This is a genomic window from Mesorhizobium sp. M0019, assembly GCF_040323975.1.
Classification (GTDB): domain Bacteria; phylum Pseudomonadota; class Alphaproteobacteria; order Rhizobiales; family Rhizobiaceae; genus Mesorhizobium.
Genome location: NZ_JAMYVK010000048.1, coordinates 22,261 through 34,456, shown reverse-complemented (window position 1 = coordinate 34,456; position 12,196 = coordinate 22,261). Strand labels below are relative to the sequence as shown.

The 12,196-nt window shown below is 62.2% G+C and carries 13 protein-coding genes; 7 read left to right on the top strand and 6 right to left on the bottom strand.

All coding sequences use genetic code 11. The annotated features are described in order from the left end of the window. The first annotated feature begins 84 nt into the window (after positions 1-84). The 4 genes from NKK47_RS27385 (at position 85) to NKK47_RS27370 (ending at position 2,452) form a co-directional block, all read left to right on the top strand. The gene (locus tag NKK47_RS27385) at positions 85-510 is read left to right on the top strand and encodes an NUDIX hydrolase (RefSeq protein WP_352448986.1); all 426 of its coding nucleotides are present in this window, start codon (positions 85-87) and stop codon (positions 508-510) included. A 48-nt stretch (positions 511-558) separates the two neighbouring features. Then, on the top strand, positions 559-936 hold the full coding sequence (locus NKK47_RS27380) for a TIGR02301 family protein (protein WP_023677748.1): 378 nt from the start codon (positions 559-561) through the stop codon (positions 934-936). Positions 937-1,309: 373 nt separating this feature from the next. Beyond that, positions 1,310-1,567, top strand: coding sequence for a hypothetical protein (locus tag NKK47_RS27375; RefSeq protein WP_023677749.1), 258 nt, complete (start codon positions 1,310-1,312; stop codon positions 1,565-1,567). Positions 1,568-1,648: 81 nt separating this feature from the next. Continuing rightward, positions 1,649-2,452 carry a hypothetical protein gene (locus tag NKK47_RS27370; RefSeq protein WP_352578941.1) on the top strand — a complete coding sequence of 268 codons (804 nt, stop codon included), beginning with the start codon at positions 1,649-1,651 and terminating at the stop codon, positions 2,450-2,452. 34 nt (positions 2,453-2,486) lie between these two features. Here NKK47_RS27370 and NKK47_RS27365 read toward each other — a convergent pair whose 3' ends face one another. Then, entirely contained in the window at positions 2,487-3,818 is a 1,332-nt protein-coding gene (locus NKK47_RS27365) for a dihydroorotase (RefSeq protein ID WP_352578940.1), read from the bottom strand. 83 nt (positions 3,819-3,901) lie between these two features. On the opposite strand from NKK47_RS27365, the gene ygfZ reads away from it, so the two are divergent. The 3 genes from ygfZ (at position 3,902) to NKK47_RS27350 (ending at position 7,600) form a co-directional block, all read left to right on the top strand. Beyond that, complete coding sequence (ygfZ, locus tag NKK47_RS27360; protein WP_352578939.1) at positions 3,902-4,765, top strand: CAF17-like 4Fe-4S cluster assembly/insertion protein YgfZ; 864 nt, start codon at positions 3,902-3,904, stop codon at positions 4,763-4,765. Next, the gene (locus tag NKK47_RS27355; protein ID WP_352448990.1) at positions 4,765-5,397 is read left to right on the top strand and encodes a YfbR-like 5'-deoxynucleotidase; all 633 of its coding nucleotides are present in this window, start codon (positions 4,765-4,767) and stop codon (positions 5,395-5,397) included. Before ygfZ ends, NKK47_RS27355 begins: the two co-directional genes overlap by 1 nt. A gap of 64 nt (positions 5,398-5,461) precedes the next feature. Then, positions 5,462-7,600, top strand: a complete 2,139-nt coding sequence (locus tag NKK47_RS27350) for a putative bifunctional diguanylate cyclase/phosphodiesterase (protein WP_352578938.1) — start codon at positions 5,462-5,464, stop codon at positions 7,598-7,600. Positions 7,601-7,729: 129 nt separating this feature from the next. On the opposite strand, the gene NKK47_RS27345 is transcribed toward NKK47_RS27350, so the two are convergent. The 5 genes from NKK47_RS27345 to NKK47_RS27325 all read right to left on the bottom strand — a co-directional run bounded on the left by NKK47_RS27345 (position 7,730) and on the right by NKK47_RS27325 (position 12,110). Next, on the bottom strand, positions 7,730-8,002 hold the full coding sequence (locus tag NKK47_RS27345; protein WP_023719871.1) for a DUF3303 domain-containing protein: 273 nt from the start codon (positions 8,000-8,002) through the stop codon (positions 7,730-7,732). 22 nt (positions 8,003-8,024) lie between these two features. Beyond that, a complete protein-coding gene (locus NKK47_RS27340) occupies positions 8,025-9,488 on the bottom strand; it encodes a RimK family ATP-grasp domain-containing protein (RefSeq protein WP_352448993.1) in 1,464 nt (487 codons plus the stop codon). Further along, entirely contained in the window at positions 9,485-10,591 is a 1,107-nt protein-coding gene (locus NKK47_RS27335) for a peptidase C39 family protein (RefSeq protein ID WP_023677756.1), read from the bottom strand. Before NKK47_RS27335 ends, NKK47_RS27340 begins: the two co-directional genes overlap by 4 nt. Positions 10,592-10,800: 209 nt before the next feature. After that, a complete protein-coding gene (locus NKK47_RS27330) occupies positions 10,801-11,595 on the bottom strand; it encodes an anti-sigma factor family protein (protein WP_352578937.1) in 795 nt (264 codons plus the stop codon). Next, positions 11,592-12,110: a sigma-70 family RNA polymerase sigma factor gene (locus NKK47_RS27325; RefSeq protein WP_352578936.1), complete on the bottom strand. Its 519-nt coding sequence runs from the start codon at positions 12,108-12,110 to the stop codon at positions 11,592-11,594. The genes NKK47_RS27330 and NKK47_RS27325 overlap by 4 nt, the downstream gene beginning before the upstream one ends. Positions 12,111-12,196 lie beyond the last annotated feature (86 nt).

Genomic DNA, 12,196 nt, shown 5'->3' with positions numbered 1-12,196 from the left:
TGGAACCCGCCTTTCGCAACCGCTAAAGCTGTTCGCCGACGGCCGGTCCACAACGGGCTATGCCAATCGAGCGATCCGAAGCCCATGGAAGCACGCAAGATCATTCCGGCAGTCTCGGTCTGCGTCGTGCGCGAGAACACGGTGCTGCTGGTCAAGCGGGCCAGGCCGCCCTCGCAAGGCCTCCATGCCTTTCCCGGCGGCAAGGTCGAAGCCGGCGAGACGCTGGAACAGGCAGCACGGCGCGAATTGCTGGAAGAGACCGGATTGCAGGCGCGCAGCTACCGGCCGCTGCGGGAAATCCACATCGACGGCAGCGGCGACGGGCATCCGGTCGACTACTGGCTGACGGTGTTTGGGGCCGATTATGCTGGCGGCGAGGCGGTGGCCAGCGACGACGCCGAAACCGCGGCTTTCTATACGCTGGCCGAAATGACAGCGATGCCGCTCGCCGATGCGGTGTTTGAAATTGCCGACGATCTACTCGGTCCCAACAAAGACGGCGAGACCTGAGCCAGAGAATCGCCTTGCAGGCGACAAATTGTTTCAGCACAAGGACTCATGAGCCGCACGTCTTCGTTTCTCGCCGCATGCCTCGCCGTCAGCGTGGTTGTCGGTGCGCGCCCGGCGATTGCCGCCGAAGCACCGTTCGAGCCCGGGCTGATGCGGCTGGCGGAAGTGCTCGGCTCGCTGCATTTCCTGCGTAATCTGTGTGGCGAGAAGGGCGATCGGTGGCGAGCCGAGATGGAAAAACTGATCGCATCGGAAAATCCGAACCCGGAGCGGCGCGCCCGCTTCATCGCCAGCTTCAACCGCGGCTACCGGTCGTTCGGCGGTACTTATACGCAATGCACCGCCTCGGCCACGGAAGCCATCAGCCGCTACATGAAGGAAGGCGAGACGCTGTCTCGCGACATCGCTTCGCGCTACGGAAACTGACGACGGCAGCTGCCGTTCCGGCAAACCGGCATCAACCGCGGCGCTGTGGGCGGCGGACGCGTTCGACACTTCTCCGCTTGCCTCGGGTGAGGTCTTGGTGCAAACCTGATGTTGCACTTTTGCAACTATGTTAACGAAACGTTAGCGCGCGAATGTGAAATTAACTCAAACTGAAGGTTTCCGTCCCCTTGGCCGGCCTAATCGGCTAAGTTTGAAACGGATCGGACGCAGGTTTGCTGGACGCGACGGAATTTGTAGAAGACGACCAAAAAAATGTCGTATTTACAAATACTTACTGTGCCTGCGTGTAAAAGGGACAACTCAAGCTTGATCCCTGTCCAACGGATCACCGCTTGAAAGGGTGGAAATCGCAATGGAACATGGCGTCAACGACATCGACGCGCTGGTCAGGGAAGAAAAGCGCCTGACCGCCGTGGAAAGCCACAGCGAAGCCTGGGCAGAAGGATTGTCGGCCGGGATCGAGCCGGAAATCATCGCCGAGGCAGCCCTCGAAACGGCATTCGGCGAAATGCTGCGCACCAATGGCGAGACCTCGGCGCTTGCCCTGCTCGATCGCATGCGTGAAAAGGTGATTGCCGGGGCCTTCGAGCCCGAAAGACTGCGGCACTGACCCCGGTTCTTTGACGACGGCGCGCCGCCGGACATCATGTCCGGGCACATGGACGGGCCTGGAACCAGGGAGTAGCAGGCGGTGAATTTTTCGATATCAGGCAAGCCGCACGGCCTGGTCCTCAGCATTTGGCTCACCGCTTCCTGCGCCATGATTCCTTCTGCACTGTTTCTTGCGAGCAGTCCCGCTCACGCCCTCAGCGAGATCAAGCGCGAAGACCTGCCCTCGCCGGTCACGCCGCCGCCCGACGGCGACGTGTCGCCGCCTGGAAGTACCGTGCCGATGCCCGGCCCGCTCGGCACGACGCCACCTGCAGCCAGCCAGCCGACTCCGTCCGACGAGCCGGAACAAACCGAACCGAAAGGGCCGGCCAATGATGGCGGCGTGGCCAATCCGCATGTCGATCCCGACGCGCCTGTGCCCGAAGTCGTATACGACCTCGCCAAGTTGCCGGAACCGGTCAGGCGCATGCACGATCTGATAGTCGAGGCGTGCAAAAGCGGCGACATCGAAAAGCTTCGGCCGCTGATCGGCACGGGAGACATGATGACCCAATTGTCGCTGGGCGACATGGAGGGCGACCCGATCGCCTTCCTGAAAGGCCTTTCCGGCGACACGGAAGGCCAGGAGATCCTCGCCATCCTGGAAGAGGTGCTCAATGCCGGTTTTGTCCATGTCGATGCCGGCACGCCGCAGGATCTCTATGTCTGGCCCTATTTCTTCGCCCTGCCGCTGGACAAGCTCGATGCCAGGCAGCGGGTCGAGCTGTTCAAGATCGTCACCGCCAGCGACTATGACGATATGAAGCAGTTCGGTGCGTACATCTTCTACCGAGTCGGCATCACGCCGACCGGACAATGGACGTTCTTCGTCGCTGGGGATTGAGTGATTTAGCCTGGCCCCTATGGAGGCAGGGAGCTTAGCCCGCCAACGCCTCGGAAAACTCCACCGCCCTACCCTGGCCCGGCGCGACGATCTCACCTTCCCACATCACGCGCCGGCCGCGAACGATGGTGCCGACCGGCCAGCCGGTCACCTGCCTGCCGTCATAAGGCGTCCAGCCGACCTTGGAGCCTTGCTGGGCGTTGGCGATGGTCTCGCGGCGCTTCAGATCGACGATGGTCAGATCGGCATCGTAGCCGGCGGCAATACGGCCTTTCCTGGCGATGCCGAAAATACGCTGCGGGCCGTGGCTGGTCAGGTCGACAAAGCGCTGCAACGTCAGCCGGCCGGCGTTGACATGATCCAACATGATCGGCACCAAAGTCTGCACCCCGGTCATGCCGGACGGCGACGCCGGATAAGGCTTTGCCTTCTCGGCCAGCGTGTGCGGCGCATGGTCGGAGCCGAGCACATCAACGATGCCTTGCGCAACGCCGTGCCAGACCCCGTCGCGATGGCGCGTGGCGCGCACCGGCGGGTTCATCTGGATCAGGGTGCCCAACTGCGCATAATCATCGGCGCTCAGCGTCAGATGATGCGGCGTCGCCTCGCAGGTCGCGACATCCTTGTGCTGTTCGAGGAAGCCTATCTCCTCGGCGGTCGAGATGTGCAGCACATGGATCCGGGCGCGGACCTGGCGCGCGATTCGCACGAGGCGCTCGGTGCAGCGCAACGCAGCGATTTCGTCGCGCCACACCGGATGTGAGGACGGATCGCCCGCGATGCGCTCGCCAAGCCGCTCGCGCAGCCGGAACTCGTCCTCGGAGTGAAAGGCGGCGCGGCGGCGTGTGTTCCTCAGGATCGAGGCAACGCCTTCGTCGTCCTCGACCAGCAGGTCGCCGGTGGACGAGCCCATGAAAACTTTTATGCCGGCCGCACCTGGCAGCCGCTCGAGATCGCCAGCGTCTTTTGCATTGTCGCGGGTCCCGCCGACCCAGAAGGCAAAGTCGCAATGCATGCGGCCGGTGGCACGCCGCACCTTGTCGGCAAGGGTTGCCTCACTGGTGGTCAGCGGATTGGTGTTCGGCATCTCGAAGACGGCGGTGACGCCGCCGAGCACCGCTGCCCGCGAGCCCGTCTCCAGATCTTCCTTGTGCTCCAGGCCCGGCTCGCGGAAATGCACCTGGCTGTCGACGACGCCCGGCAGGATGTGCAGCCCACGGCAGTCGATCGTCTCACCGGCCGACGCCTCGCGGAGGTCGCTGATGGCAGCGATGCGCCCACCATTGATGCCGACGTCGCGAAAACCCTGGCCGTCGTGATTGACCACGGTGCCGCCTGTCAGGATGAGATCGTAGATGGGAGCCATACGGATCCGGTCTCTTGCGGGGGAAGTGCCAGCGGCTTACGTAATGACCGATAGTTTTGCAAGATCAGGCTCGTTTTCCCACCATGCCCTTTGCCTCGCTCAGAGATCGCGCACTCGTTTCCGTGTCCGGGCCGGATGCCGAGCACTTTTTACAGAACATCCTGACCACCGACCTCGACGTGCTCGGCAGCAGCGAAGCAAAGCCCGGTGCGCTGCTAACGCCGCAAGGCAAGATCCTTTTCGACTTCCTGATCTCGCGCGCCGGCGAAAATGCTTTCCGACTTGAATGCCGTACCGAGACCGCCGATGATTTCATGCGCCGGCTGACGCTCTACAAATTGCGCGCCAAAGTCGAAATTGCCAAGCTGGATCAGCCGGTTGTGGCCGTCGCATGGGGAAGCGATTCAACCACTTCGCAATTTGAATCAGCACCGTTTGCTGATGCGCGGTTTGTCGATACTGCCGTCATCAAGCGCTTCTATGATGACACCGCAGATGGCGGCGACCTTGCCGCATGGCAAGCCTTTCGCATCGCCCATGGCATTGCCGAAAGCGGTGCGGACTACCAACTCGGCGACGCTTTTCCGCATGACGTGCTGCTCGACGAGATCGGCGGTGTCGGCTTCAAGAAAGGCTGCTACGTCGGCCAGGAGGTCGTCTCGCGCATGCAGCATCGCGGCACTGCCAGGCGTCGGGTGTTGATTGTCTCGGCCGAACGCACCCTGCCCACTTCGCGCGCAGAGTTGACCGTGGAGGGGCGACCGGTCGGCACGCTTGGCTCGACCGCGGCCAGGACAGGCCTTGCCATTGCCCGCATCGACCGGGTCAAGGCAGCGCTCGACGCCGGCCTGCCGGTCCTGGCGGAGGACGTCGCCGTGTCGCTCGCTATCCCGTCCTGGGCGAAATTCAGCTTTCCGCAGGAAGCCATCGGCGCGGAGGACGCCTGATGGCTGCCGATCGCGCCGGGGCGCCGCCGCGCGCCTGGCAGCGCATGCTGTCCGGCCGACGGCTCGATCTGCTCGATCCCTCGCCGCTCGACATCGAGATCTCCGATATTGCCCATGGCCTTGCCCGCGTCGCACGCTGGAACGGCCAGACCAGAGGCGAGCACGCCTTTTCTGTCGCCCAGCATTCGCTGCTGGTCGAAACGCTTGTCGGCGAGCTGATGCCGGATGCCGACGCCGACGCGCGGTTGGCGGCGCTGCTGCACGACGCGCCGGAATATGTCATCGGCGACATGATCTCGCCGTTCAAATCCGTGATGGGCGGCAGCTACAGGGATTGCGAGATCAGGCTGCAGCGCGCCATCCATCTGCGCTTTTCACTGCCGGCCGAACTCGACGCGGGACTGCGCAAGGAGATCAAGCGAGCGGATCAGATCGCCGCTTATTTCGAAGCAACGCTGCTTGCGGGTTTTTCGACGGCAGAGGCGACGGAGTTCTTCGGGCGGCCGCGCGGCTTCAACGCCGAGCGCTTCGACGTCACGCCGCGCTCGGTGACTTGGGCGCAGAATGCCTTTCTCAAACGCTTTGCGACGATCGAAAAGTCGCGACGCCAGACTGCCGTTCCAGCCGGCTGAAAACGGTAAATTAACTTGCAGGGACAACAGTGCCGTGGTTAACCATGGTCCATAGGCTTGCCTCATGCCCGTCGCCGGTATCAAGGCTGGTTCGTCCGTCCGCCGACGGAGGGCCAAAGGCGTTGGTCAGCCGCAACCTATTGAAGACGAGCTACGCGAACAGAACGAGCGTTTTTCGGCAGCGGTCGAGAACATGTCGCATGGCCTGTGCATGTTCGATGCCGATGAACGGATGATCATCTGCAACAGGAACTACATCAGCATCTTTCGCCTCGACGCCGAAGTGGTGCGGCCCGGCATCCGGTTTTTCGACATCCTCCAGCACAGCGTGGATATCGGCATCGCCTCGCAAAGCGCTGAGCAACTCTATGCCATCCGCAAGCCCTATATCGACCAGGCAAAACCTTCCACCTATGAGGAAACGCTTGCAGACGGGCGTATCGTCAACATTTCGCACCGGCCGCTGGCGTCAGGCGGTTGGGTATCGATCTACGAGGACATCACCGAGCAACGGCGCGCCGAGCAGGAGTTGAAGGAGCAGCACCGCCGTTTCGACGCGGCACTTGCCAACATGTCGCAAGGCCTTTTGATGTACGATGCGGATGGCAAGCTGATCGTGCGCAACGAACGTTTCCTGGAACTTTATCATGTCAGGCCGGCCGACTTCCCGCTTGGCATGAGTCACCATGATGCGTTCAAGCGGCTGCTGGAACTGGGCATTTATACAAAGCTCGACCCCGACAGCGAAATCTCGCAAATCGAAGCCTGCCTGCGGGCGGGGAAAACACACGTAACGCATCGCCATCTCGCTGACGGCAGAACGCTGCTGGTTGCGCGCCGGCCGATGAGCGGCGGCGGCTGGGTCGCGACGTTCGACGACGTCACCGAGCGCAGGCGTGTGGAAGAGCGCATGACCCATCTTGCGCACCACGACACACTGACCAACCTGCCCAATCGCTCGATGCTTCGCGAACGGCTCGACCAAGCCCTGAGCGACACGAGAGACGGATCGCTGGCGATATTCTCGCTCGACCTCGATCACTTCAAGGCGGTCAACGACACTTGGGGCCATCCTTCCGGCGACTGGCTGCTGAAATGCGTGGCCGAACGGCTGCAACGGTGCCTGCGCAATGAAACGGACGTTGTCTCCCGCTTCGGCGGCGACGAATTCGTCATCATCCAGTTCAATCTCAAAAGCCCGGGCGACGCGGAAAAGCTGGCCAAACGCATCGTCGAGATCATCGGAAAGCCGTTTCGCGACAAAAGACACGACATGCGTGTCGGCATCAGTCTCGGCATCGCGCTGTTTCCGAATGACGGCAAGGACGCCGACACTTTGCTGAAAAATGCCGATATGGCGCTCTATCGGGCAAAGAGCGAAGGGCGCAACCTGTACCGCTTCTTCGAACCAGCCATGGACGCGATGGTGCGGGCACGCCGGGCGCTCGAAATCGATCTCAGGGCAGCGCTGTCGCGCCGGGAATTCGAGCTGGATTTCCAGCCGATCATGAACATCGCCTCCGGCGAAATCGTCGGTGCCGAAGCCTTGATGCGCTGGCGTTCGCCGGTGCGCGGCCTGGTACGGCCGGACGACTTCATTCCGGCCGCCGAGGAGACCGGGCTGATCGTGCCGCTTGGAGAATGGGCGCTGCGAAAAGCCTGCACGACCGCGGCAGGCTGGGCGGCTTGGCGCATCGCAGTCAATGTCTCCGCCGTGCAGATCAAAAGCGGTACCTTTGCCCGCAGCGTTATCTCGGCACTGGCGTTCTCGGGCGTGCCGGCCAACCGGCTTGAACTGGAAATCACCGAAACGGTGCTGATGGACGAGAGCGATCTGGTGCTCAAGACACTCAGGCAGCTACGCGATCTGGGCGTCCGCATCGCGCTGGACGATTTCGGCACCGGCTATTCGTCGCTGGGCTACCTCAGGCGCTTTCCCGTCGACAAGATCAAGATCGATCGCTCTTTCACCCGTGACATCGACAGTCGCGATACCGCGGCGATCGTGCGCACCATCATCGGGCTTGGCGCACAGCTGGGCATCACCGTCACCGCCGAAGGTGTCGAGACCGAAGCGCAGCTTGAATTCCTGCAAAAGGAGGGTTGTGTCGAGGCCCAGGGCTATTTGATCGGGGTGCCGTCAAAGGCGTCGGACATTAATCGGCTGCTGAAGTCGAGCGCGACGATCCGGCAGTCCGGCTAAGTGCGACAGTCTCGCGGAAGCGCGGGCAACCGGCTTAGATCTCCTTGAGATGACGCTCGATCCGCGTGTTAATTCCTTGATAGGAGAAGGCGGCATTCAGGTGTGGCGAACCAGGAGGTTCCCAACGGGTCAGAGATGTCCGCTCAATGCCTCCACCATATCCTTGTTCGTCGCCACGGGAACGATCTCGAATTCGACCAGATCCGCCCATTCGATGACCCACCGCTGCAGGAGCGTGACGTCATCGGCCTCCACCAGCAGGAAGCAGCGGCTCATATCCGCTGCGATCCAGCTGTGGTGCACGAGAAGCGCGTCCGGCTTCAGGCGGCCCTGGTCGCGGAAACGGCGGTAGATCTCCTTGCGGTCGCAGCCGCGAAAATCCTCGGTTACGAAGAACAGCATCTTTTTCCCCTCAGTTCGGATATTATCGCCCCGGCCGGTCCAGCCGCTCCAGGAACCACTGCGTCAGCCGCACCCAGACCTCGTCTTTTTCGCCGGAGTCTTCCCAGCCGTGGTCGAGGTTGGGGTTGTCGTTGACCTCGATGACGAAGACGCCGTCCCTGGTTTCCTTGAGGTCGACGCCGTAGAGGCCGTCGCCAATGCAGCGCGCCGCGCTCACCGCCGTCTCGACGACATGGGCCGGTGCTTCCTTCAGGGTGAAGGTCTTGATGCCGCCCTGGTCGGGCTTGCCGTTGGCCTTATGATTGACGATCTGCCAATGTTTCTTGGCCATCAGATAATGGACGGCGAACAAGGGCTGGCCGCCGAGGACACCGACGCGCCAGTCATATTCCGTCGGAATGAATTTTTGCGCGATCAGGAGGTCGGAATCCTCCAGCCATTCGGTTGCGAGCGTCTTCAACTCTTCAAAGGTGCCGCATTTCTTGACGCCGCGCGAAAACGAGGAGTCCGGGATCTTCAGCACCAGCGGGAAGCCCAGCGTCTGTGCCGCAACTTCCAGGTCCGAGGTGCCGGCAATCATCACCGTCGGCGGCACCGGTACCTTGTTGTAGGTCATCAGCTCGTTGAGATAGACCTTGTTGGTGCAGCGGATCATCGACAGCGGATCGTCGATGACCGGCATGCCTTCCTGCTGGGCGCGGCGGGCAAAGCGGTAGGTGTGGTTGGAGATCGAAGTGGTCTCGCGGATGAACAGGGCGTCGTAGTTGGCGAGCTTGGCCAGATCCCGCTTGGTGATCGGCTCGATTTCGACGCCCATCTTTTCAGCGATCTTGGCCCAGTGGCGCAGCGACGAAATCTCCGACGGCGGCAGTTCCTCATGCGGATCGACCAGCGTTGCGAAAGTGTAGCGCGCCGGAGTGCGGCCCTTGGTGTCGCGCCACTCGCGGTTGGTGTAGGTCTCCAGGCACTGGAGAAAGTGCGTTTCCTCGTCCTCGGTCATCCTGGCCAGGGGATGGAAGCCAATCTTGCGGATCGAGGCCCATTCGGCGCTGTCCCTGATGTGGAGCTCGAGCGCCGGGGCACGGAACCAGTCGAACAGAAGTTTTGCGAAGCGGTCCCAGATCCTGGATGGTCCGATGCCGAAGAAGATGCAGACCTTCTGCGGAAAAGCGCCACCCAGGTCCTTGCGGCACTTGTTGAGTGCGAGTTCGAGTTCCGGCAACGCGTGCTCATAGAGCTTGCGTTCTGACAGGTCGATCATCGTTTCGACCGTCGGGATGACCTTATGGCCGCGCGAACCAGCAAGCAGCGACGCGTAATAGCCGCGGCTCTGGTAGCCATAATTGTTCGACAGGTTGATGACCTTCGGCCGCTGACCGCGAAACAGTGCCGGATGGGCAAGGTAGTCGCGATTGGTGATGATCTTGTGCGGCGTCGCCACCTGGTCGAGATCGTTCTGCCGGCCGGTAAGGATGACCCAGGTCATTGGCTGTCGCGCTTTCCGAGAGTGATGGCGGCGCGCAATCCGTCGCGGCCGAATTGCGCCATGTTCATGAAGATGCCGTAAGGCACGGGAATATTGGCAGCATCGAGGATCGTCTCCTGCCGCTCGTCCTCGACCCAGGGGTCGTGGATCAGGATATGATCGCCGTCGTCACCGATGGCCAATACCCAGTGCGGAACCTTCTTGCCGAACATCAGGAAGCCGCTGATCAGGACCAGCACCAGTTTTCCCTCTGCGATCGCGGTGCGAATGTCGTCAAGCCCGAATGAACGGTAATTCACCGGGATGCCGTAAAGTTCCGCGCGGCGGCGAAAGTCGACCTGCGCCAGCTCCATGACCCGGCGCTTGTCCTCGCTGCGCACCGACTGCAGGAACAGCGCGCCGTAGAAGGAGACATAGATCTCAGCAGCAAGCCCGCTCTCATAACCGGCGACGGCTAGCCCGAACGGTTCGCAGCCGCCCGGCCCCGACATCATGAAAACGGTCGTCGCCTCACGCCACAGCCGGATTTCCATCACCGGATCCGGCACGAATCCGGGGTCGAAGTTAGCCATCGCCATCATCAGGCAGCATGGTCCGCAGGTGAATTCGCAAGTCTGCTGATAAAACGGCACTTCGGTGGCGACCGGAATGTCGCCGCGCAAGGTCTTTTCATAGCGCAGCGCCGTGGCGCCATCCTCGTAGTAGTCCGGTTCACGACCGATCTTACGGTAGCCGCTCTGCTCGTAGATCTGGATGGCGCGCGGGTTGTCCTCGCGGACTTCCAAACGAAGCATCATGCGGCCATGCTCGAAAGCGGCGGCTTCAGCCTCTTCCAGCAGCAGGCGGCCAACGCCACGGCCGCCGAAAAATGGACCGACGGCGATCGAATAGAGTCGTGCGACGCCGCTGCCCTTGCGAAACAGCACGACCGCATAGCCGGCGACGTGGCCATCGTTCTCGCCAACCAGCAGTTCGGCGGTGTCGCGTTCGATCAGTTGGCGAAAGGAGCGGCGAGAAATGCGGTCGCTCGAGAAAACAGCTTTTTCAATGGCGGCGAGGTCATCGACGTCGGACGCGCGGGCCTTGCGAATCTCGGCAGGCATGCGGGCTCAGAAAACCTCGATTGGGTTGTGGAAACGGCCCTAGTCTAAACATCGGTCACACCAGCCGAAGTGCCAGCATTCAGCAAGCGCTATCGCACCTCGATTAGGGCCGAATTGTGACAGTTTTCAAGGCAGGCAGGTCGCGCAAAGGCTTTGAAACGACCTTCGTGTTTCGGCATCGGCGCGGCTCCGGAAAAACGAGATCCTGCTCAGCTTTTCAAGCCCGCCAGAAGCTGGCCATAGGCGCTCTTGGCCACCGCAGCCAGCTGCTCGCGCGGCAGCGATCCGACGACGGCGCAGCCATAACCCTTGTCCAGCCAGTAGACGGCCTCAGGACCATTTTCCTCGGACCCATAGGTGCCCTTGGCCTTGGCCGCCGATTCGGCGATTACGAAGAGCGATATGCGCTCGCCCTTGTCATCCTCGTAAAGCAGCATCGCGGCCTTGCCCTGGCCGGCAGGCAGCAGCCGGCCACCGACTAGTTGGAATCCCTGCGCTGCCAGATCTGGCGCCACCAGCTTCAAACCCACCTGGTTAGACAGCCAGTTCTGCAAATGATCCTTGTCGCTTGCCGGCACTTCCACAGCATGCCGCTTTTCAGCGGCATAGATGACGTGGGCGGCAATCGCCTCTTCGGCAAGCTGGTCCTCGGCCGTATTTTCCAGGCCGAGGCCGCCGATGCCGGCAAGATAGCCGCCAGCACCGCCAATCACCAGCATGGCGGCAGCGGCGGCCGCAAGCCACCAACGCGAGCGCGACGCCGCCGCCCTGACCACCGGCGCCTCGCCGAGCACCACCTTATTCAGCCGCACCGGGACGGGTTCGTCCAGCACGCCGTTAAAGGCCGCGCGCAACGCTGCCCGGTCAGCGGCGTAGCGTGCGCTCTTGGCCTTCATCTCGGCATTGGCCTCGAGCCATGCCTCATAGGCCGTCCGCTCGTCGCCCGGCAACTCGCCATCGAGGGCCATGTGGATGTCGCGTTCGGAGAAATCGCGCCGGCTCATTTCTCGACGATCCTTATCGAGCGGCGGCGCGCGGTGTCGTCCAAAAGCCCGCGCAACTCCTCACGCCCGCGCGCGATGCGCGACATCAAAGTGCCGGCGGGGACTCCAAGGATGTTGGCGGCTTCGGCATAGGAAAACCCTTCGATGGCGACCATCACAAGTGCCGCGCGCCGGTCAGGGCTGATCGCCTGCAGCGCGTCGACGATCTCGCGCGAAGCGATGCTCTCGATCTGCTCGGCGGGTGCTGCCTGCGCCTCGCTTGCCTCGAGCGGCAGCATCGCCGCCTCGCCGCGCCGGTTCACCTTGCGCATCTGGTCGATGAACAAATGGTGCATGATCGTAAACAGCCACCTCCTGGGGCTTTCTCCTGTCTGCCAATTGTCGAGCCGCACAAGCGCCCGCTCGAGACAATCCTGGACGAGATCGTCGGCGGAATCGCGGTCGCGCAACAGCGAGCGTGCATAGCGGCGCAGACGCGGTATTTCGCCAAGGATTGCTGCCTTCTTTTCGTCCATGACCGCTGGTTCTGGAGCCCTGTCCGTGGTGATTGAACGCGCCTTCGCGGCGCGGCGCAAGCGGCCAGCGCGAAGCGGTCCGCCGC

Excerpts from the sequence above, each read along its gene's own strand:
- NKK47_RS27350 (WP_352578938.1), top strand. The coding sequence starts at position 5,462 with ATGCCCGTCGCCGGTATCAAGGCTGGTTCGTCCGTCCGCCGACGGAGG.
- NKK47_RS27380 (WP_023677748.1), top strand. The coding sequence starts at position 559 with ATGAGCCGCACGTCTTCGTTTCTCGCCGCATGCCTCGCCGTCAGCGTG.
- NKK47_RS27325 (WP_352578936.1), bottom strand. The coding sequence starts at position 12,110 with ATGGACGAAAAGAAGGCAGCAATCCTTGGCGAAATACCGCGTCTGCGC.
- NKK47_RS27340 (WP_352448993.1), bottom strand. The coding sequence starts at position 9,488 with ATGACCTGGGTCATCCTTACCGGCCGGCAGAACGATCTCGACCAGGTG.
- NKK47_RS27355 (WP_352448990.1), top strand. The coding sequence starts at position 4,765 with ATGGCTGCCGATCGCGCCGGGGCGCCGCCGCGCGCCTGGCAGCGCATG.
- NKK47_RS27375 (WP_023677749.1), top strand. The coding sequence starts at position 1,310 with ATGGAACATGGCGTCAACGACATCGACGCGCTGGTCAGGGAAGAAAAG.
- ygfZ (WP_352578939.1), top strand. The coding sequence starts at position 3,902 with ATGCCCTTTGCCTCGCTCAGAGATCGCGCACTCGTTTCCGTGTCCGGG.
- NKK47_RS27385 (WP_352448986.1), top strand. The coding sequence starts at position 85 with ATGGAAGCACGCAAGATCATTCCGGCAGTCTCGGTCTGCGTCGTGCGC.
- NKK47_RS27345 (WP_023719871.1), bottom strand. The coding sequence starts at position 8,002 with ATGCTGTTCTTCGTAACCGAGGATTTTCGCGGCTGCGACCGCAAGGAG.
- NKK47_RS27365 (WP_352578940.1), bottom strand. The coding sequence starts at position 3,818 with ATGGCTCCCATCTACGATCTCATCCTGACAGGCGGCACCGTGGTCAAT.
- NKK47_RS27330 (WP_352578937.1), bottom strand. The coding sequence starts at position 11,595 with ATGAGCCGGCGCGATTTCTCCGAACGCGACATCCACATGGCCCTCGAT.
- NKK47_RS27335 (WP_023677756.1), bottom strand. The coding sequence starts at position 10,591 with ATGCCTGCCGAGATTCGCAAGGCCCGCGCGTCCGACGTCGATGACCTC.